This is a genomic window from Salinibacterium sp. dk2585 (assembly GCF_008001035.1).
Classification (GTDB): domain Bacteria; phylum Actinomycetota; class Actinomycetes; order Actinomycetales; family Microbacteriaceae; genus Homoserinimonas.
Genome location: NZ_CP042856.1, coordinates 297122 through 317106, shown reverse-complemented (window position 1 = coordinate 317106; position 19985 = coordinate 297122). Strand labels below are relative to the sequence as shown.

Here is a 19985-nt window from a genome sequence, read left to right as displayed (position 1 = left end):
ACAGCCAGGAGCCTCAGCGGCGCAGCTCGTTCTCGAGTTGCGCCGCTGCTCGTTTCATGGATTCTGCGAGCTCTGGCACGGCATCCGCCGGGATGCGACCGGTCGGGTAGGTGACGCCGATCGCGTACTCGACCGCGCCGGAGGCGCCGCGCACGGGGACCGCGAGGGCGCTGACGCCCGACTCGACCTCACCGTGCTGCAGCATGTAGCCGCTCTCGGCGATGGCCGCGAAGTGCTTCTCAATCGCCGCGACATCCGCCTCCGAGCCGGCCGCGCGCACCGTCTTGGCGACCTCCGCGGGATCGCTGTCCGACAGCAGCACGCGCCCCATGGCGCTCAGGTGCGCCGGCTGCGTGTGGCCCGAACGGTCGCCGACCCGCAGCAGGTGGGGGCTCTCGACCGAGAAGAGTGTGCGCGCCGCCGTGCCATCCTCGAGGGCCGCAAGGTGCACGGTCTCGCCGCACTCCTCGACAAGCTCACGCAGGAGCGGCAGCGCCAACTGTCGCACCCGCTCGATCGGGTTCGTCAGGCGCTCGATCGCGTCGCCCGGGTGGTAGACCTTTGTCGCGGGGTCCTGTCGGGCGAAGCCGTGCAGCGCGAGCATCTGCAGCAGGCGGTGCGCGGTCGAGGCGGCGACCCCCAGGGCGGATGCCGCCTCACCGATGCGCACACCGCCGGGACGTTCAGCGACAAGCATGAGGAGGCGGAGCGCCTTGTCGACGGAGCCGATGGGATAGGCAGGCTGATCCCGCTCGGGTTGCTCGGACATGCAGTGATTCTAGGGGACAGAATCCAATTCCCACTCAATGGGCGCGAGGCGGGTCACCACGCCGCGGCGAAAGCCCGGGGGCCTACGTCTCCGGGTCAAGCGGCGGCACGATAGCCCCCGGCTCGACCTCGGCCTCATCGAGCAGGCGGAACCCCAGGCCCGGCACGAGGACCACGATCGCGGCGACCACGATGAGACCGGCACCGAAGATGATCGTGGCGAGTTGCACGCCCCACTCCTCCGCGAGCACCCCCGAGATGAGCACCCCGAGCGCGATCGACCCCGAGAAGACCATGTGGCGGGCAGCCATGACACGGCCGCGCAGGTGATCGGCAGCCATGAGCTGGATGGCGCTGTTGAGCGTCGCGAACGCCGCAAGGAACGCCGCACCCACCGCGAGCCCGGCCGCGATGCCCCATCCGAGGGTCGGCACGAGCCCCATGACCATGAGGGCCAGGCCGAGCGCGACGACCGCCGTGGCCGCCCGGCGCCCGAACGATCCGCCGCGGCCGCGGATCACAGATTGGAAGATCGCGAAGAGCACCGCGCCGACACCGAGCGATGCCGTCAACATCCCCATGCCGACTGGGCCCGTCTCGAAGACCGTCTCGGCGAAGACGACCGTGAAGGTGAAGATCGGATTCCCGAGCAGGCCCACGACGCAGCACAGCGCGATCGCGAGGAGCATCGCGCGGCTCCGGGCCATGTAGGCGAGCGCGTCACGCCACTGTGAGGCGAAGCCGCCGCCGACCGGCACGAGGATGCGCGAGATGTGCGGCCGCACGAAGAACAGGGTCACAACGACGATCACGAAGGAGAGCGCGTTGAAGAAGAAGGCCCACGTCGCGCCCAGCGTCGCGAGCAGCACGCCGGCGATAGCGGGCCCGAGCGCGCGGGCGAGATTGAACTGCAGCGAGTTCAGCGTGACGGCCGAGACGACGTCCTCCCGCGGCACGAGGTCATTGACGAGCGACTGCCATGCAGGATTGTTGACACCGTTCAGGATGCCGAAGAGCGTCAGGAGTCCCACCAGCACGATCGGCACATGGAAGCCCGAGGCCCACTGGAGCCACATGAGCAGGGTGATGACTCCGAGGCCCGCCTGCGTCCAGAGCAGGAGCATCCGCCGGTCCCTGTTGTCGGCGAGGGAACCGCCGAGCGGCGAGAGCACGAAGGCCGGGCCGAACTGTGCCGCTGCGGCGACGCCGACCCAGACGGCACTGCCGGTCATCTGGTAAAGCACGTACGGCACCGTAAGGTTGCCGAGCCAGGTGCCGGTGCTCGAGATGAGCGCCCCCACCCAGAAGATCGTGTAACTGCGGTGACGGAACGCGCTGAGGGTGCCACGGCGCGGGGCGCCTGCTATTGCGGCCACGTGCTCTCCTGTCTGCGGGTGGTGGGCGGGACGCGACTCGGGAGCCCGGCACCGAGTGCCGGGCTCCCGAGGTCAGGAGTGCTGTTACTCAGTGACCGAAAGCGGACTTCCAGATCTCCGCGTCTGCCGAGCCGTACTCGAGCTCTCCCTCGGCGGGCATGATCCACACCTGCTCGGAGTCGAGGGCGGGAAGCTCGATGCCGGCCGCGACGGGCGGCTCGACATCGGCGCGAGCCGCGTAGTCGCCGACCTGCGAGATGACCGACTGGCCACGCTTCGAGAGCGCGTAGTTGAGGAACACCTCGGCGGCCTCGGAATTCTGCGCATCCGCAACCTTGCCCGCGAAGAAACTGAAGAGCACGATGCCCTCCTCGGGCACGACCAGCATGATGGGGGCGTTATCTTGCGTCACGGCGACATTGACGGATGCCGTGCCGGCGGTCGCGACGTTGAGCTCCCCACGCGCGAGGGCCTCCTGGCGCTGGCCGCCGCTGTCGAAGATCGTCGGCTTGAGGGCCGCCATCTTGCTCCAGTAGTCGGCGTCGACCTCTTCCTGGATGAAACGGTTCAGCGCGATGGACGAACCACCGGCGGTGCCCTTCGTGAGGCCGATCTTGCCGTCATTGGCCGGGTCGAGCAGGTCCATCCACGACTTCGGCGCGTCCTCTTCAGACACGAGCTGCGTGTTGTAGGCGAAGGTGACCGCGACGTTCGCAAAGGTCGTGAAGTCGCCGCCGTCGTGCTGCAGCTCCTCCTCATCCTGGATGGGCAGCGGGGTGTACGGCTCCCAGATGCCCGCCTCGCCGAACTCGTTGGCGACCTTGTAGTCGGAAGTGATGATGACGTCGGCTGGCAGGCGGCCTGCGCCGTGCTCCGAGAGCACGCGCTCGCTGAGCTTGTTGGTGACGTCGCGCACGTACTCGACCTTGATGCCCGTGTCGGCGGTGAAGGCCTCGTTGAAGGCCTTCTGGTTGGCGTCCTGGTACCCCGTGTAGAGCGAGAGGGTCTGTTCCTTGGCCGCCTCGTAGGTCTCCTTGTCGGCGATGAGCTCGCCGTCGATGACCAGGCCGTCCTCGACGTTGACCTCGGCGTCTCCACTGACGACCGAGTCAGAGTCACCACTCGCGCAGCCCGTGAGGGCGAGCGCGACGATGGCGACAGAGGCGAATGCGGTGTTCCTGATTCGCATGCTGTTTCCTTTCTTGGTGGGGTAGAAGGCGTCACTGCCGTCTACAGGGATGCGTCCTTGAACTTCCGCTCGCGGATACCGATCACCTGGGTGGCAATCGCCACGACGGCGATAAGGAGCACGAATACGAGGCTGATGGCCGCGGAGTAGCTGATGCTGCCGTTCTCGAAGCTGTGGAAGACGAGGATCGAGAGCACCCGCGTGTCCGAGGTGTAGAGGAACAGGATGGCGCTCATCTCACGCAGGCCGAGCATCAGCAGCAGGAGCAGCGTCGAGACGATGCCCGTGCGCATGAGCGGGATGGTGACGTTGCGCACCGCGCGCATGCGGCCAGCACCGAGCATCACAGCGCTGTTCTCAAGGTCACCATCGAGCTGCAGCATCGACGACGAGATGCTGCGATAGCCCTGCGGCATGTTGACCGCGAGGGTCGCGATCACGAGCAGCGCGATCGTGCCGTACACGGGGAACGGCAGGCTCAGCCACACCCACAGTATGCCCATGCCGAGCACGACCTGCGGGATCGCGAGTGGCGACATGGCGATCTGCTCGAGCAGCTGCCCGAGGCGGGAGGTGCTGCGGTAGCGCACGTAGGAGGCGAGGAACGCGATGAGCGTTCCGACGACCGCGGCGGCGACCGCCATGATGATCGAATTCATCATCGAGTCGCGGAAGTCGCTCTGGCCGACGGCCTGCGCGATGCGGTCAAAGGAGAAGCCCTCGAAGAGGTCCATGAAGCGGTTGATGTAGACGTTCTTCGACGTCGCGGTGAGCACGAGCGCGATCATCGGCATGCCGACCGAGAGCGTGAAGTAGAGCACTGCGAAGCCGGTCGCGACCCAGCGGAGCCCACGCAAGGGAACGGGCCGCGGGCGGTTGCCCTTGCCCGTCAGCGTCGTGAAGCGCTTGCGGTTGACAACGCGCTGCTGGACGACCGTGACGATGACGACCGCAGCGGTGAGCGCGATGGCGATGGCCGCGGCAGCGTTCGGCTGCGGGTCACCGACCATGAGGCCGTAGATGTAGGTCGGCAGCGTCTCGATCCCCGCCGGGTTGCCGAGGATCGCGTTGACGGGGAAGTTCTCCATCGCGAGCGTGAAGCTCAGGATGGCGGCACCCGCGAGGGCCGGCACGGCGAGAGGCAGGGTCACGCTGCCGAAGAGCTTGCGCAGCCCGGCACCGTGCACCGAGGCCGCCTCCTCGAGGTCGGCGTTCATCATCGCGAAGGAGCTGTACGTCAGCATGAACGTGTAGGGCGCGTAGTACAGGCCCAGCACGAAGATGATGCCGCCGTAGGAGTAGATATTGATTCCGCCGCCGAGGCCGATGTCCCGGAGGAACAGGGTCAGGTGACCCGAGGTCGGGCTCGCAAGGATCGACCACGCGAGGGCGCCCACGAGGGCGGGGAGGAACATCGGGGCGATGCCGGCGATGTAGATGAAGCGCTTCCACGGAGCATCCGTGCGCGCCGCAATGAAGGCGAGCAGCGCACCGATGAGGAGGGAGAGGAGTCCGGCGCCGGTGCCGATGATCATCGAGTTGATGATGCTCTGCACACCCCGCTCGGTGCCGAGGATGGCGAAGTTCTCCCAGGTGAAGGTGCCGACGTCGGGGTTGCCCGGGCGCGGGACGGCGGTCGAGAACGCCGCGATGATGATGAAGATCATCGGCAGCACGATCAGGAAGATGAACATGATCGCGAGCACGCTCGACGGGATCTCGCGACGGAGGTTCTTCAGGGCGATGCGGCCACGGTTGCGTCCCTTGGGAGCCGGCGACTCGACACCACGACTCGTGGCGACCGCGCGCGTGGACTGCTCGTCCTGCTGCTCGCTGGGCGGGAGCGTGTAGGTCATGCCGCCACCGCCCCGACGGTGAGGTCGGCACGCTTCGTGACAGCCTCCGGCAGCACCTGCACGGCGGCCGGGCTGACCGTCACCCACGCGGTGTCGCCCACGGCGAAGTCATCCGAGCCCTTGGGTGCGACGACGTCGAGGGCGACGTCACCGACCTCGACGGCGTAGCGGATGCTGCTGCCCTGGAAGCTCGCAACGCGCACGACGCCCTCCCACGAGTTGGCGCCCGCGACACCCGCACGCGCGAGCTTGAGGTCTTCGCTGCGGATGCACGCCTTGAGGTCCTGCGCACCGGGAGCCGGGCGCGTCTGGCTCGTGGCCACGGTGAGCGGCGCATCCGTCAGCGTGTAGTCGCCGTCGGCCGCGGCCGCCACCGGCAGCACATTGGAGACACCCAGGAAGTGCGCGATCGATGCGCTGACCGGCTCGTTGTACATGGCGGTCGGCTTGTCCATCTGCACGATGATGCCGTCCTGCATGAGCGCGATCCGGTCGGCGAGCGCGAAGGCCTCCTGCTGGTCGTGCGTGACGTAGACGGTCGTGAGGCCCATCTCGAGCTGGATCTCGCGCAGCTCGATGCGCAGGCGGTCACGGAGGCGAGCGTCGAGGTTCGAGAGCGGCTCGTCGAGCAGGAGCACGGAGGGACGCATGACGAGGCTGCGGGCGAGGGCAACGCGCTGCATCTGGCCACCCGAGAGGAGGCTCGCGCCGCGCTCCGCGAAGGCCTCCAGGCCGACGAGTTCCAGCGTCTCCATGACGCGGGTCTTGATCTCGTCCTTGGGAAGCTTCTGCAGCTTGAGGGAGTACGCAACGTTCTGGAAGACCGTCATGTGCGGCCACACGGCGTAGGACTGGAAGACCATTCCCACGTTCCGCTTGTTCGGCGGCACGTTGATGCCCTTGTCTGCGTCGAAGACGACAGTGTCTCCGATCGTGATGCGGCCCGCCGTGGGCTCCTCAAGCCCAGCGATGCAGCGCATCGTGCTGGTCTTGCCGCAGCCCGACTTGCCGAGGAGCACGACCGACTCGCGGTCGCCGATCTCCAGCTGCATGTCGTCGATTGCGGTGAACTTGCCGTAGCGGAGTTGCAGGTTCTCGATCGTGATCTTCATGGTGATGTTCCTGTTCTCAGTGTCAGATCTCAGTCGTGAAAGGTGCGCGCTTCGATCAGCGTCGGGCCGTCTGAGGCGAAGGCGCGCTTGAGGGCGAGGCGAAGCTCCGCCTCGGTGGTGGCGAGCTCGGCGGGCACACCGTAACCTGCGGCCACTTGAACGAAGTCGATGCCGGGGAGATCGACCGAGGGCGTGCCGGTGACCTTCAAGCGCCTGTTGAAGTTCACCATCGCCCCGTAGGTGTCGTTGCGGAGGATCACGAAGACGACGGGCGTGTTTTGCTGGGCTGCAGACCACAGCCCGGTGATCCCGAAATTCGCCGACCCGTCACCGATTGAGGCTACGACGCGGCGGCGCGGGTTGGCCAACTGGATGCCGACGGCGGCGGGGAGCCCGAAGCCGAGGCCCCCGGCGGCCGCCGAGTAGAAGGAGCCCTGTGACTCCATCCGCACGGTTCCCCAGAACGAGTCGGCGGTCGACGTCGACTCGACGACGTGCACGGCATCGTCGGGCGCGAGCTCGGTGATGGCGCGGAAGACGGTGTCGGGGTGCATCCGGTCTTCGCGGTCGACGCCGGGAGTGCGCTCGGCCCGCACCGGCACCGGGTTCTCCTTGGGCGCGACGGACTCCGCGAGTCGAGCGAGGGTGTCGGCGACGGGGGCGAGGAAGGAGTCACCGAAGGGCGCCCGGGCAATCTCGGCGGGGTCCTGCGAGATGTGCACGAGGCTCGAACCCTCGGCGAGGTAACGCCCGGGGCGATCGTGGTGATAGCGGAAGACGGGTGCGCCGACGACGATCACGAGGTCGTGGCCGGAGAGCAACTCGGCGATGCCCGCGACGTTCGGCGGCAACAGGCCCGCGAAGAGCGGATGCGTCGTCGGGAACGGGCAGCGCGGCGGCGAGGGTGCGATCCAGGCGGGTGCACCCAGTCGCTCGGCAAGCCGCACGGCGTCGGCGTTGGAGTGGGTCGCGTCGACCTCGGGGCCGAGCACCAGAACGGGGGACGAAGCGGCATCGATGCGGGCGGCGAGCTCGGCAAGCTGCGGCTCCGACAGGGCGGTCGCGTCGACGACCCGCCGCTGCACCGTGAGAGGTGTGTTCTCGTCGCTTGGCTGGTCCCAGTCGTCGTACGGTACCGAGATGTGTGCCGGCCCTTTGGGGTGCATGTTCGCGATGTGGATCGCCTGCGCGATGGTGCGCACGACATCCTTCGGCGACAGCGGCTCGGCACTGAACTTGGTGAGCGGCTTGGGGAGCTGTGCGGCCTCTGTGCTCGCGACCATGATCTCCTGGCCGACCATGTCGCGCACCTGCTGACCCGAGAGCACGACGACCGGGGACTTGGAGACGACCGTGTTTGCAAGCACACCCATGGAGGTGCCGGTGCCTGCGGCGGAGTGAAGGCTCACGAGCGGCGCGGTACCGGTGACCTGGGCATAACCGTCGGCCATCGCCAGGACGCTGCCCTCGTGGAGGCCCATGACGTAGCGGAAGTCCTCGGGGAAATCATTGAGGAACGTCAGCTCGTTCGATCCGGGGTTGCCGAACATCGTCGTCATGCCGTGCTGACGGAGCAACTCGTAGGTTGCCTCGCGGATCGTCGTCATCGAACTTCCTTGGTCTCAAAAACGTGTTGCACCCACTCGCGTGCGAGGAGTTGGTTCACACTAGGCAGCCGCATATGCGAAGAGGAAATGTCGATCGGGTCATAGACGCTGTCTATTAGGGTGGGGTACATGGCGGCCTATGACATTGGGATGCTCCGGGTCTTCGTGCTCATCTATGAGACGGGCAGCGCGACGCTCGCCGCTGAGCGCATGTCGATCAGCCAGCCCTCCGTCAGCTACACCCTTCGCAAGCTGCGCAACCACTTCGGCGATGTGCTCTTCCAGCGCCATGGCCAGCGACTCGAACCGACCCCGGTGGCCGACGAGCTCTACCCGCGGCTGCGGCGCATCCTCGAGTCGATGGACGAGATCATGGCAAGTTCCGCCACCTTCTCGCCAGCGACGTCGCGGCGGCATTTCCGGCTGCGGATGACGGATGTCGGCATCGGCGGCCTACTCCCCCGCCTCCTGCACCGCGTCCGCAGCGAGGCACCACATGTCGCTCTCGAGGTCGAGTTGCTGAACCTGCCGAGCATCGTGCAAGACCTGCGGTCGGGCAGCACGGACGCCGCGATCTTCTCGACCAGGCTCGATGCACCGGACCTGCTGCGCGAGGCGCTCTTCCGCCAGCGCTACATCGGCATCTGCCCCATCGATCATCCGCGCATCGGCGAGCATCCGACCCTTGCGGAGTATGAGGCGGAGCAGCACGTGACGGTGGCGATCTCCACGGGGCACACGGCGCTTGACCAGAAAGTGCGGGAACTCGGCGTGCAGCGCACCGTCGCCCTCGTCGTGCCGACGTTCTCCTCCCTCCCGAGCCTCATGGAGGGCACCGACCTGCTCTCCTATGCGCCCACGAGCGTGGCCAATCGGCTCGTGCGCCAGGGAGGGGTGCGCACCTTTCCCCTGCCCTTCGAGGTGCCTATGAGTGAGATTGCGCTCTACACGATCAGGCGCGAATTGCCGTCTGCGGAGTTCGACTGGTTCCGGCGGACCATCGTCGAAGCGCTCCACTGAATCGATCTCACTAATCTAGACATGAAGAAATGTTGATTGGATTTATCTTCTCCGGCCTGATTTCCTAGCGATGGAATCAATATCCACTCAGCAGAATCACTCCTACAAGGAAGTAGAAACCATGGCCTCCTTCAGTCGCCGCCTCGCAGCACCCGCATTCCTCGCAGCAGCCGCCCTCCTCGTCGGCTGCTCCTCAGGAACAGCAGGCGAAGCCGATTCCGCGCCCGCCGCGGGCAACACCGACGCCCCCGCCTACGACCTCCTCCCCCAGGAGTTCAAGGACAGCGGCGTCATCCGCATCGCGATGGCGAGCACCGCCCCGCCCTACTCGTCGGCCGCCGGCGGCGAATGGTCGGGCCTCATCCCCGAGCTCGGCATGGCCGCCGAGCCGATGCTCGGCATCGACATCGAGATCGTCGACACCCCCTACACCGGCCAGATCGCCGCGCTCAAGGCGGGCAAGGTCGACATGGTGTGGGGTGCAACCTACGACAACGTCGACACTGAGGCGGTCGTCGACCTCGCCTCCTACATGCGCTCCGCCGCGAGCCCCATGACCCTCAAGTCGAAGAACATCACGCTTGAGGAGCCCGAGGACATGTGCGGCCACATCGTCGGCACCATCGCTGGCGGCGGCATCCAGGTCTACCTCGAGAACTTCGCGAAGGACTGCGAAGCATCAGGCAAGCCCATGGACCTGCGCCTCTACGACACCTCCTCCGGGGCGACCGCCCAGCTGCAGTCCGGCCAGATCGAGGTGCTGCTCGGCATCGACCTGATCCAGCGCTACGCGGCCAAGACCCTCAACGACGGCGCCGTGTTCGAGGTCCACGACGTGCAGGTGCTGCCCTCGATCTACGGCATGGCCTTCACCAAGGGCGACACCGAACTGCAGGAAGCCATGATGGAGGCGGTTCGCCAGATCATGAAGAACGGTGAGTACAGCAAGGTCTTCGCAGCCTACGACGCCGAGAAGTACGAGCTCACGCCCGACGAGGTCATGATCAATGGCGTCGGTGCCGGCAAGCTCTAGGCACAACACCTACTCCGGGCCGGGGCGCATGAGCGCCCCGGCCCTTTGGCCTTCCCTGACGAGACCTCCAGGAGCACCATGAACGCCGACTCGACCGCTCTCTCTCTGACCGCCCTCGACTCCGGTCGCCTCACCGTCGACGCCGCCGAGCAGGTCGTCGGCGCAACGGGCGAGTGCAGCATCCCGTTCCCGGCGTTCCTCATCGAGCACCGCGAGGGGCTCGTGCTCTTCGACACCGGGCTGTCGCCGCGCGCCTACGACGACCCCGACGGCTACTTCGCCGGCCGCATGCACCTCGCCTCCGGGTTCACGCCCGAGAAGCGCATCGACCGGCAACTGGCGGCGCTGGGCTACTCGTGCAGCGATATCGCGCACGTCGTGCTCTCCCACTGCCACTCCGACCACGCGGGCGACCTGCACCGCTTCTCCCACGCCCGCTTCTACGTCGGCCCCGGCGAGCTGGACTGGGCACGAACGCCGTCGCCAGCCGGGGCGCACTTCATCAAATGGCATGAGCAACTCGAGCCCGCGCTCGGCTACAACTGGACCACGGTCGACACCCCCCGCCACGATCTCCTCGGCGACGGCAGCATCATCGTGCTGCACACCCCCGGTCATACTCCCGGCCACCTGAGCCTGCAGGTCGCGCTGCCCACCCGCACGATCGTGCTGACGGCGGATGCCGCACACCTGCGCGAGGGCATTGATCGGCTCCTGCCGGCCGCGACCGACGACGACCCGAGCCTCGCGGTCGAGTCGCTCCGGATGCTCGGCGCCCTCGAAGCGGACGGCGCCGAACTCTGGGTCGCCCACGACCCGGGCGACTGGGAGCGCTACGGCGCGCTGCAGCGCCTCACGTAGCATCCGGATGGCTGGGCGGCGGCGGCCGCGTCCACCCGGCCGCCGCCCTCGACGCCCACTCCTCCCCACCCGCTCCTCCCCACCCGCTCCTCCCCACCCGCTCCTCCCCACCCATCCCCCTCCCATGCGAATGACTGGATTTCGGGCGGATAATTGCGCCGCGGCGCGGTCATCTGCCCGAAATCCAGTCATCTGCCGCCGGCACGCCGCGCGCCGGGGCCCCCAGCGCTCCTCCCCTGGGCTACGGATGCCGCAGCGGTCCACAGCTCGGCCGCCGGACCGCCGCGTGCCCCGCACTCCCGGCACTGTCGTGGGATGCCGACGCTCTTTCTCGCCCGCGAAACCCTCATCCTCGGAAACGACCGCGAGCTGCGCCGGCAATGTCAGCGCGGAGAGCTGCATCGCATCCGCCCCGGCGTCTACTACCCCGCGAGGGACTGGCGCGATCTCGAAGCCGACGACCGCTACCGCATGATGGTGCGGGCGGCCGCTGTCAGCCTGGCGCCAGGCACGCAGTTCAGCCACGACTCCGCAGCCGCGCTGTGGCGATTGCCCTCCCTCACCCACTGGCCGTCGGTTGCGCACACACTCATCGGACCTCGCGCCGGTGGCATCTCGCGGGCTGGCCTGCGGTGTCACAGCTTCGACAGCGACCCCGCGTCCACCAAGATCGACGGCGTCGCAGTCACGTCGCTGCCGCGAACCTTGCTCGACGTCGCGACGCAACCCGCCTTCGCTCGCGCGGTCGCGATGCTCGACGCCGGCATCCGCGTGCCAGAGGAGGGCGACTTCCTGCACACTCTGGGGGTCGTTCCGCCGACGCGCGAGGAACTCCTACTCCTGCACGAGGCGCGACTGCCGCACTTCGCCAGCGCTCGCGCGCGTCGTGCGCTCGAATTCGCCGACGGGCGCAGTGGCTCACCTCGGGAATCGTTGTTCCGCTGCCAGTGCTACATCCTCGGGGTACCCGCACCGCAACTTCAGGTGCCGTTCCACGACGAGGACGGCTTCATCGGCTTTGCAGACGCCTACTGGGAGCACCTCGGCCTCATCGTCGAAATCGACGGGGACATCAAATACGGCGCGCGCCGCAAATACCAGCTCAACCGCACCCCGGAGCAGATCCTTCTCGCCGAGAAGAGGCGAGAAGACCGGATGCGTCGCGTCGTCAAGAGATTCGCGCGCCCACCGCAAGATGTCATCCGTGACCGGCAGCGATTGCGCGTCTTCCTCGCGCACCACGGGCTCGTGCCGGCGCCTGGAGCCTCCCGATGACCGGATTTCGGTCAGATGATTGCGCCGCGGCGCAGTCATCTGACCGAAATCCAGTCATCCGCGGACACGGTCGCGGTCGCTTATCGCAGGAGCGGTATGCCCGGGTTGGGATGCGCGAGATGCTAGACGGCATTCCTCACGGCCAGGAACTGGCGCATGCGGTCGGTCTTGGGGTTGTCGATGACCTCGCGCGGGTGACCCGTCTCAACGACCTTGCCGTCGGCCATGAAGACGAGGGAGTCGCCCACGTCACGCGCGAAGGCGATCTCGTGGGTCACGACGATCATCGTCATGCCCGACTGGGCGAGCCCGCGCATGACCTCGAGGACCTCACCCACGAGCTCCGGGTCGAGCGCCGAGGTGGGCTCGTCGAAGAGCATGAGGCGCGGTTCCATCGCGAGCGCACGCGCGATCGCGACGCGCTGCTGCTGGCCACCCGACAGCTGCGCCGGGTAGTGGTTCGCGTGGCTCGAGAGCCCGACGCGGTCGAGCAGCTCGAGTGCCTTCGCGCGCGCCTGGGCGCGCTTGCTGCCGGCGACATGCACGGGTGCCTCCATGACGTTCTCGACCGCCGTCATGTTCGCGAAGAGGTTGAAGCGCTGGAACACCATGCCGATGTGCCGCCGCTGCGCCGCCATCTCCTTGGCGTTGAGCGCACGCAGTCGACCGGCGCGCTCGTGGTAGCCGATGAGGTCGCCGTCGACCCAGATGCGCCCCTCGTCGATCGTCTCGAGCGTGTTGATGCAGCGCAGGAGGGTTGACTTGCCGGAACCAGAGGGCCCAAGAAGGCAGAGCACCTCACCCTGCTGCACGTCGAGGTCGATGCCTCGGAGCACCTCGTTGTCACCGAAGGACTTGTGCACGCGCCGGATCGACACCATCGCGTCGGGGTTCTGGTCGACCGACAGGATCGACCCGGTCGGAGTGGTCGTGGTCATCGTTCAACTCCTCGTGAAAGGCGACGCTCGAGCATCCGCTGCAGGAAGCTCAGGATGGACACGATCGCCAAGTACCAGACGGAGGCGACCAGCAGCAGTTCGATCGTGCGGTAGTTCTGCGCCGAGATGTTCTGCGCGGTGCTCATGAGGTCGTGGCCTGCGATGACCGCAACGAGCGCGGTCGCCTTGAGCAGCGTAATGAACTGGTTGCCGGTCGGCGGGATGATGACACGCAGCGCCTGCGGCAGCACGATGCGGCGCATGGCCAGGCCGCGGGTCATGCCGACGGCCGTGGCCGCCTCGCTCTGACCCTTGTCGACGGCGAGGATTCCGCCGCGCACGACCTCGGCCATGTAGGCACCCTCGTGGAGCGAGAGCGCCAGGATCGCCGCCATGAAGGGGGTGATGACCTTGTTCGTGTCCACGCCGAGCAGCATGGTGTCGGCGAAGGGGATCGCGATGCCCAGTTCGGGCGCGAGCAGGGCGAAGTTGCCGAAGAGCAGCAGCTGCACGAGCAGCGGCACCCCGCGGAACAACCAGATGTAGCCCTCGGCAACCGCGTTGAGCACGCGGTTGGCCGACATGCGCGCCACCGCCACCAGGATGCCGATCACGATGCCCGCCAGCATGGCGATGATCGCCAGCTGGAAGGTGACACCGAGGCCCTTGAGGATCGCCGGGTTGAAGAGGTACTCGCCGATCGTCGGGTAGTGGATGTTGTCATTCGTGGCGAGGCTCAACAGCGCCGCCGCGAGCAGCACGATCAGTACTGCCGCTGCGATCCACTGTTTCCAGTGCCGCACGGGCACCGCATTGATGGGCAGACGCTCCGGCAGCGAATCATTCGCCGCCCGCGGCGTCGCGGCCATCGCCGGGTCAGTCATGGTCATTTCTCTCCCTCACCATCGAGCGATTGTTGCATCGGTCAGAGACCGAAGGTGATGCTCTTCACCTGCGTGTAGTGCTGAAGGGCTTCGACGCCCTTCTCCTTGCCGTAGCCGCTCATCTTGTAACCGCCAAACGGGGTTTCAACGATCGAGCCCATCCAGGTGTTGACGTAGACCTGCCCGGCTTCGAGCGCGGCCGAGACGCGGAAGGCCCGCGAGATGTCGGCCGTCCACACGGCGGCCGCGAGGCCGTAGTCCGAGTCGTTCGCGATCGCGATCGCCTCCTCCTCCGTGTCGAAGGGGATGACGCTCAGCACGGGCCCGAAGACCTCTTCGCGCGCGATCCGCATCGTGTTGTCGACGCCGCAGAAGACGGTTGCGGGCACGTAGAAGCCCTCGGAACCGCCTGCACTCGTGGGGGCGCCGCCGACGACGGCCTCCGCGCCATCCTGCTTCGCGATCTCGAAGTACTCGTGCACTTTGGCGAACTGCTCCGCCGTCGTCATGGGTCCAAGCGCCCCACTCTCGTTGAGCGCCTTCACCACCTCGGTGAGATCTGCGACGAACTCGTCATGGATCTCGCGCTGCACGAGCAGGCGAGTGCCGGCTGTGCAGGCCTGGCCGGCATTGGCGGTGAACGCCGTGACGGCCCCCTTGACGGCGGACTCGCGGTTCGCATCCGCGAAGACGACATTGGCCGACTTGCCGCCCAGCTCGAGCGTCAGGGGCAGGATGCGCTCCGCCGCAGCACGGCCCACGATGCGTCCCGCGCGAAGCGAGCCGGTGAACGAGACCTTGCGCACGAGCGGGTGGTCGACAAGCGCGGCACCGACCGAGTCGCCGAGTCCCGTGACAACGTTGATGACGCCGTCGGGGATGCCGACCTCGGTCGCGAGGCGGGCGAGCTCGACCGTCGTGGCCGAGGTGTACTCGGAGGGCTTGATCACGACCGTGTTGCCGACCGCGAGCGCCGGGGCTGCGGCGCGGGCGGCCTGGCCGAGCGGCACATTCCACGGGGTGATGACGCCGATCACGCCGAAGGGCTCGCGCCGAGTGAACGAGTGGTAGCCCGGGCCGAGGTCGATCGTCTCGCCCTGCACCGAGTTCACGAGCCCGCCGTAGAACTCGAAGTACGCGGCCGAGTTGGCGATCTCATTGGGCACCCGGTGTGCGGGATGTCCCGTCTCGCCGGCCTCGAGCTCCGCGAGGCGCTCGCGCTCCTCGACGATCCTCGCGGCGAGGGCGAGCATCAGGCGCCCGCGCTCGATGGGCTTGAGTGCGGCCCAGGCGGGACCGGCGCGGTGCGCAGCCTGCACCGCCGCATCCACTTCATCCCTGCCGCCGAGGGCGATGGATGCCACGGGCTCCCCCGTGACGGGACTGGTCGACTCGAGGCGCTCGTCGCCGCCCGGCACGCTCTGGCCGTCGATCCAGTGGCCGTACTCGCCGAGGAGCTCTGCGGTCTTCATCAGTTGATGCTCCGGCCGCCGTCGACCTGCAGGTTGACGCCCGTGTGGAAGTTGCCGAGGTCGGAGGCGAGGAAGGCGATCGTGTTCGCGACATCCTGCGTGTCTGCGGTGCGGCCGAGGGGGATGCCCGTCACGAGACGCTGGCGGTCGGCGTCGCTCAGCTCGTTGTGCCCGTAGATGCTCGTGAGGAAGCCGGTCTCGGAGATGACGGGGCTGACGCTGTTGACGCGGACCTCGGGGGCGACCTCGGCGGCGAGCGCGAGCGTGAACGATTCGACGCCGGCCTTGGTCGAGTTGTAGACGGTGCCGCCCGGCCGCGGGCGCCGCGCCGAGATGGAGGCGACGTTGACGATGTTGGCGCCCTCGCGACCCTTCATGAGCGGAAGCGCTGCCTGTGAGGCGAGCACGGTGCTGCGGTAGTTGATGTTGATGAGCCAGTTGATGTCGTCGAGCGAGGTGTCGACGAGGTCGCGCTTGGGCGTCGGGGCGCCCGCGTTGTTGACGAGAATGTCGAGGCCGCCGAACTCACTGCGCACGGTCTCGAAGAGTTCCGTGATCGACTCGGGCGACGTGACGTCGGTGCGCACCGCGATGGCGCCTTCGAGCTCGGATGCGACGGCCTGCGCCTTCTCGAGGTTGATGTCCGAGACGACTACGCGGGCGCCTGCTCCGGCGAACGTGCGGGCGGTTGCGGACCCGAAGCCGCCGGCCCCTCCCGTGACGACGACGATCTTTCCGGTGAAGTCGATTCTCATTTTGCTCCGTTGCTTTCGAGGGTCCCGCTGCGCTCTCCCAGCGCTCCGAGCGGGCTTCCACCAGAAAAGCAGGCGGGAGAAAATAAATCCAATAAACAGTCTTCACTTAGAGTTTCAATATTGTTTATGCTGGCCGAATGAGTAGCTACGACATCGCGATGGTGCGATCCTTCGTCACCGTGTTCGAGACCATGAGCGTCGGCATCGCCGCCGAGCAATTGCATGTCTCGCAGCCGGCCATCAGTTACAACCTGGGAAAGCTCCGGCGCCTCTTCGACGACCCGCTCTTCCACAAGCGCAACGGCCGGATGGAACCCACGACACTCGCCGAGTCGCTCTACCCCGAACTCGTCGAGGCGCTCGGCCGACTCGACTCGGTGCTCGCACAGCCGCTCGAGTTCGACCCCGCGGCATCCACCCGCACCTTCACACTCGTCACGACCGACATCGGCCTGATCGGCCTCGTGCCGCGGCTCATCCAGGCGATCGCCGCCGAGGCGCCCCGAGTCTCACTGCACATCGAACCGCTCCACCTCTCGAGCGCCGCCGACGACCTTATCGCCGGCCGAATCGACGCCGTCATCTGCACCCCGCAGATCCCGTCGAAAGACCTGACCCGAGACATCCTCTTCATGCAGCGCTATGCCGGGGTGCGCGCCCCGTCACATCCGCGCATCGGCGACGCTCCGACCCTCGAGGAGTACCTCGCTGAGCGCCACGTCTCCATCAGCCGAGAGGCCGGCCACACGGTCGTGCCCGATCACCTCTCGACCCTGGGGCGTGAACTGGATGTCGCGATCGCCGTGCCCAACTTCATGGCCTTGCCCGGCATCATCGCCGAGACCGAATACCTCGGCTTCGCTCCCAAGCTGACGGCGGAGCGGCTGGAGGCCACCGGCACCGCGAGGGCATTCACCCTCCCCTTCGAGACGGCACTCGCCGAGGTGTCGCTCTACATGCTGCGGCGCTCGGTGCGATCTGCGGCGGGCGCCTGGCTGCGTTCGACCATCATCGACACGCTGCAGGACCTCGACCGGCACTGACGGTTCAGTGCAGCCCGGGTCCCGAGCGACGGGAGAGGTCGGTGCTGATGGCGCGAGCGGTCGCCAGCACCCGTGGCACAATCGAGCGGGGGTCGGGGATGCGAGTCTCTGGGAATGAGACCGCGACGCTCGCGACGATGGCGCCGCCATCCCAGAACACGGGGGCCGCGACCGTCGTGCGGCCGGGGAGACCGTCGTTCTGCGTGATCCCGTGGCCCGCAAGCCTAATCTCGGCGACCTCGCGCCGCAGCGCCGGCACGACCCCGGCGACCGCCTCGGAATGCTCGGCATCCTCCTGCAACCTGTCCCAGGCGTCGTCACTGTAGGCAAGGAGCACGCGACCGCAGCCCGTGCTGTGGAGGGGCATCCGCCGTGTGGCTCGCACCGACTTGGCCGTCGGCTTCACGCGGGTGATGCGGTCGGCGAACACGGCGTCGCCACCGTCGCGCACCCCCAGGTACACGGTGCCGCGGGTCACGACATGGAGGTCGACGAGGTAGGGCTGGGCGAGTTCGCGCAGGCGGCGCACCTGGGGTGCTCCGACGCCGAGGCGCCAGATGCGAGTACCCAGTCGATAGCGGCCGCGGCCGACGCGTTCGACGCCCTCCCATTCGACGAGGGCAGCGAGCATCCGGTGCACCGTCGCGGGCGGGAGGCCCGTACGTTCGCAGATGCCGGCCACGCTCATCTCGGTGCCGCCGGCGAAGCAGTCGAGGATCTCGAGGGCTCGGCCCACGACGCTGCGTTTGGGGTCATCGCGGGCGTCGCTGTCGGACATGGAACCTCCTGCCGATGCCCCCGATTCGTAGGGGCAGGCAAGCGAAATGCTAGCCGATCGCTGGCCCCTTGACGATTGGCGGCCCAGTCAAGGTATTCTAGAAGAGGGAATACAAGTCTGCATTACAGAATGGAGCGGATATGGCCGACACAACCGCGGATGAGGCCTTCTACGCCGAACTCGCCGAGAACCACTACTCGCCCCTGTGGCAGCTCATGGGAGGCATCGGCTCGGAGGCGAAGACCAACCTCGTGCCGCACATCTGGCGCTACGAGCAGGCCCGCGCCCTCATGATGAAGGCCGGAGAGGTCGTGCCGCTCGAGCACGCCCTGCGTCGCGTGCTCGGATTCCGCAACCCCGGAAGCCTGCCCAGCCAGCGCACCGGCGCCACCGACTCCCTGTGGGCCGCACTGCAGCTCGTGCTCCCCGGCGAGATCGCGCCGCCGCACCGCCACACCCCCTCGGCCCTGCGCTTCATCGTCGAGGGCGACGGCGCCTACACGACTGTCAACGGCCAGCGGGTTCCCATGGAGGTCGGCGACTTCCTCCTCACCCCGTCGCTGCACTGGCACGAGCACGGCCACGAGGGCGACGGCCCCATGATCTGGCTCGACGGTCTCGACTCGCCGCTCATCAGCCGCCTCAACCAGTACATCATCGACGAGGCAGGCGACCCCACCGAGCCCGACAAGGCCATGCCAGCCGCATACCTGCAGGGAATGCTCGGCAAGAGCTACGGCGAGCCCCACGCGCTCAACCAGCCGCTCGTCTACAAGCTCGCCGACGCCCTCGAGGCGCTCGAGTACCTGCGCGACGGTGAGGGTGACCCCTACGACGACATCATCGTCGAGTACAAGAACCCCACGACCGGCGGCCCCGTCATGACCACGATCTCGGCCTACCTGCAGCTCGTGCGTCCCGGCGTCGACACAAAGTCGCACCGCCACACGCACAGCACCGTCTACCACGTGGTCAGCGGCAGCGGCTACTCCATCGTCGACGGCCAGAAGATCGAGTGGACCAAGGGTGACACTCTGGCCATCCCGCTCTGGTACGAGCACTCACACCACAACAACACGTCGGAGGACGCCGTCCTGTTCTCCTACACCGACCGCCCGGCGATCACCGCCCTGGGCCTCTGGCGCGAACGAGGAGACGCCTGATGCGCATCTGCATTTTCAACGACAACCAGCTTGGGGTTCTCGCTGAAGACAAGACGATCGTCGACCTGAGCGACCTCGTGTCGGAGCACGTGCCGACGCACGACCGCATGAACGCGCTCATCTCGAATTGGGATGACGTGCGCGGCACGGTCGCGGAGCGCGCTGCGGCCGGCGGCGGCACGCCCGAAGCCGAGGCCACGCTGCGCGCCCCGCAGCCCCGCCCCGTCAACCTCTTCGCGGCCCCCGTCAACTACCACAAGCACCAGCAGGAGATGGGTGGGGAGAAGGGCGTCTACAAGGACCGCCAGATCCTCACCGCCGAGGTACGCAAGGGCTTCCTCAAGGCAGTCACCTCAATCGTCGGCCCCGACGCATCCATCGAGCTGCCCTGGGACGACCGCCGCTTCGACCACGAGGCCGAGATCGGCGTCATCATCGGCAAGACCGCGAGCCGCGTCTCCGCTGAGGATGCCCTCGACTACGTCTTCGGGTACACGCCGCTGCTCGACATCACGCTGCGCGGCGAGGAGGACCGCTCCTACCGCAAGTCCTTCGACACCTTCACACCGATCGGCCCGTACATCGTGACGGCTGACGAGGTTCCGAACCCCGAGGCGCTCGACTTCTGGCTCACGGTCAACGGCGAGGAGCGCCAGCGCTCCAACACCTCGTACCTCATCTATGGCATCGCCAAGCTGATCGAGGTGTACTCCGAGGTCATGACGCTGCAGCCCGGCGACATCATCGCGACCGGCACCCCCGAGGGCGTCGGCCAGATCGTTCCCGGCGACACCGTCGTGCTCACGATCCCCGAGGTCGGCGAGCTCACCATGCCGGTGATCGCGCGCCCGTAAC

Annotated in this window: 18 protein-coding genes; 7 read left to right on the top strand and 11 right to left on the bottom strand. The window is 67.3% G+C overall.

Features of this window, described 5'->3' with window-relative positions:
- Nucleotides 1-13: 13 nt before the first annotated feature.
- The 6 genes from FVA74_RS01530 to mdlC form a co-directional block, all read right to left on the bottom strand.
- Complete coding sequence (locus tag FVA74_RS01530; protein WP_147720034.1) at nt 14-769, bottom strand: IclR family transcriptional regulator; 756 nt, start codon at nt 767-769, stop codon at nt 14-16.
- A gap of 82 nt (nt 770-851) precedes the next feature.
- Complete coding sequence (locus FVA74_RS01525) at nt 852-2144, bottom strand: MFS transporter (RefSeq protein WP_147720032.1); 1293 nt, start codon at nt 2142-2144, stop codon at nt 852-854.
- Between the two features lie 88 nt (nt 2145-2232).
- Nucleotides 2233-3333 (bottom strand): ABC transporter substrate-binding protein, encoded by a 1101-nt coding sequence (locus FVA74_RS01520; RefSeq protein WP_147720030.1) that lies wholly within the window; start codon nt 3331-3333, stop codon nt 2233-2235.
- A 41-nt stretch (nt 3334-3374) separates the two neighbouring features.
- Nucleotides 3375-5189, bottom strand: a complete 1815-nt coding sequence (locus FVA74_RS01515) for an iron ABC transporter permease (RefSeq protein WP_147720028.1) — start codon at nt 5187-5189, stop codon at nt 3375-3377.
- Entirely contained in the window at nt 5186-6301 is a 1116-nt protein-coding gene (locus FVA74_RS01510) for an ABC transporter ATP-binding protein (protein WP_147720026.1), read from the bottom strand. The genes FVA74_RS01515 and FVA74_RS01510 overlap by 4 nt, the downstream gene beginning before the upstream one ends.
- A gap of 29 nt (nt 6302-6330) precedes the next feature.
- Nucleotides 6331-7908: a benzoylformate decarboxylase gene (gene mdlC / locus FVA74_RS01505; protein ID WP_147720024.1), complete on the bottom strand. Its 1578-nt coding sequence runs from the start codon at nt 7906-7908 to the stop codon at nt 6331-6333.
- Nucleotides 7909-8037: 129 nt separating this feature from the next.
- On the opposite strand from mdlC, the gene FVA74_RS01500 reads away from it, so the two are divergent.
- The 4 genes from FVA74_RS01500 to FVA74_RS01485 all read left to right on the top strand — a co-directional run bounded on the left by FVA74_RS01500 (nt 8038) and on the right by FVA74_RS01485 (nt 12097).
- Complete coding sequence (locus FVA74_RS01500) at nt 8038-8928, top strand: LysR family transcriptional regulator (protein WP_147720022.1); 891 nt, start codon at nt 8038-8040, stop codon at nt 8926-8928.
- A gap of 121 nt (nt 8929-9049) precedes the next feature.
- Nucleotides 9050-9961: a transporter substrate-binding domain-containing protein gene (locus FVA74_RS01495; protein WP_168220015.1), complete on the top strand. Its 912-nt coding sequence runs from the start codon at nt 9050-9052 to the stop codon at nt 9959-9961.
- A gap of 78 nt (nt 9962-10039) precedes the next feature.
- Nucleotides 10040-10822, top strand: a complete 783-nt coding sequence (locus FVA74_RS01490) for an N-acyl homoserine lactonase family protein (RefSeq protein WP_147720018.1) — start codon at nt 10040-10042, stop codon at nt 10820-10822.
- A 315-nt stretch (nt 10823-11137) separates the two neighbouring features.
- Nucleotides 11138-12097, top strand: coding sequence for a hypothetical protein (locus FVA74_RS01485; RefSeq protein WP_147720017.1), 960 nt, complete (start codon nt 11138-11140; stop codon nt 12095-12097).
- A 122-nt stretch (nt 12098-12219) separates the two neighbouring features.
- Here FVA74_RS01485 and FVA74_RS01480 read toward each other — a convergent pair whose 3' ends face one another.
- Genes FVA74_RS01480 through FVA74_RS01465 form a run of 4 tightly spaced genes read right to left on the bottom strand, consistent with a single transcriptional unit; the run spans nt 12220 to nt 16146 of the window.
- Entirely contained in the window at nt 12220-13035 is an 816-nt protein-coding gene (locus tag FVA74_RS01480; RefSeq protein WP_370454473.1) for an amino acid ABC transporter ATP-binding protein, read from the bottom strand.
- Entirely contained in the window at nt 13032-13925 is an 894-nt protein-coding gene (locus tag FVA74_RS01475) for an amino acid ABC transporter permease (protein ID WP_222705953.1), read from the bottom strand. Before FVA74_RS01475 ends, FVA74_RS01480 begins: the two co-directional genes overlap by 4 nt.
- Before the next feature lie 35 nt (nt 13926-13960).
- Nucleotides 13961-15391, bottom strand: coding sequence for an aldehyde dehydrogenase (locus FVA74_RS01470; RefSeq protein WP_147720015.1), 1431 nt, complete (start codon nt 15389-15391; stop codon nt 13961-13963).
- Nucleotides 15391-16146 carry an SDR family NAD(P)-dependent oxidoreductase gene (locus tag FVA74_RS01465; RefSeq protein ID WP_147720013.1) on the bottom strand — a complete coding sequence of 252 codons (756 nt, stop codon included), beginning with the start codon at nt 16144-16146 and terminating at the stop codon, nt 15391-15393. Before FVA74_RS01465 ends, FVA74_RS01470 begins: the two co-directional genes overlap by 1 nt.
- Before the next feature lie 137 nt (nt 16147-16283).
- Between FVA74_RS01465 and FVA74_RS01460 the strand changes: the two genes are divergently transcribed.
- Nucleotides 16284-17189 (top strand): LysR family transcriptional regulator, encoded by a 906-nt coding sequence (locus FVA74_RS01460; protein ID WP_147720011.1) that lies wholly within the window; start codon nt 16284-16286, stop codon nt 17187-17189.
- Nucleotides 17190-17193: 4 nt separating this feature from the next.
- On the opposite strand, the gene FVA74_RS01455 is transcribed toward FVA74_RS01460, so the two are convergent.
- Nucleotides 17194-17967, bottom strand: a complete 774-nt coding sequence (locus tag FVA74_RS01455; protein WP_147720009.1) for an IclR family transcriptional regulator — start codon at nt 17965-17967, stop codon at nt 17194-17196.
- Between the two features lie 140 nt (nt 17968-18107).
- On the opposite strand from FVA74_RS01455, the gene FVA74_RS01450 reads away from it, so the two are divergent.
- Nucleotides 18108-19130 carry a cupin domain-containing protein gene (locus tag FVA74_RS01450; protein ID WP_147720007.1) on the top strand — a complete coding sequence of 341 codons (1023 nt, stop codon included), beginning with the start codon at nt 18108-18110 and terminating at the stop codon, nt 19128-19130.
- On the top strand, nt 19130-19984 hold the full coding sequence (locus tag FVA74_RS01445; protein ID WP_147720006.1) for a fumarylacetoacetate hydrolase family protein: 855 nt from the start codon (nt 19130-19132) through the stop codon (nt 19982-19984). The genes FVA74_RS01450 and FVA74_RS01445 overlap by 1 nt, the downstream gene beginning before the upstream one ends.
- Nucleotide 19985: the final 1 nt, after the last annotated feature.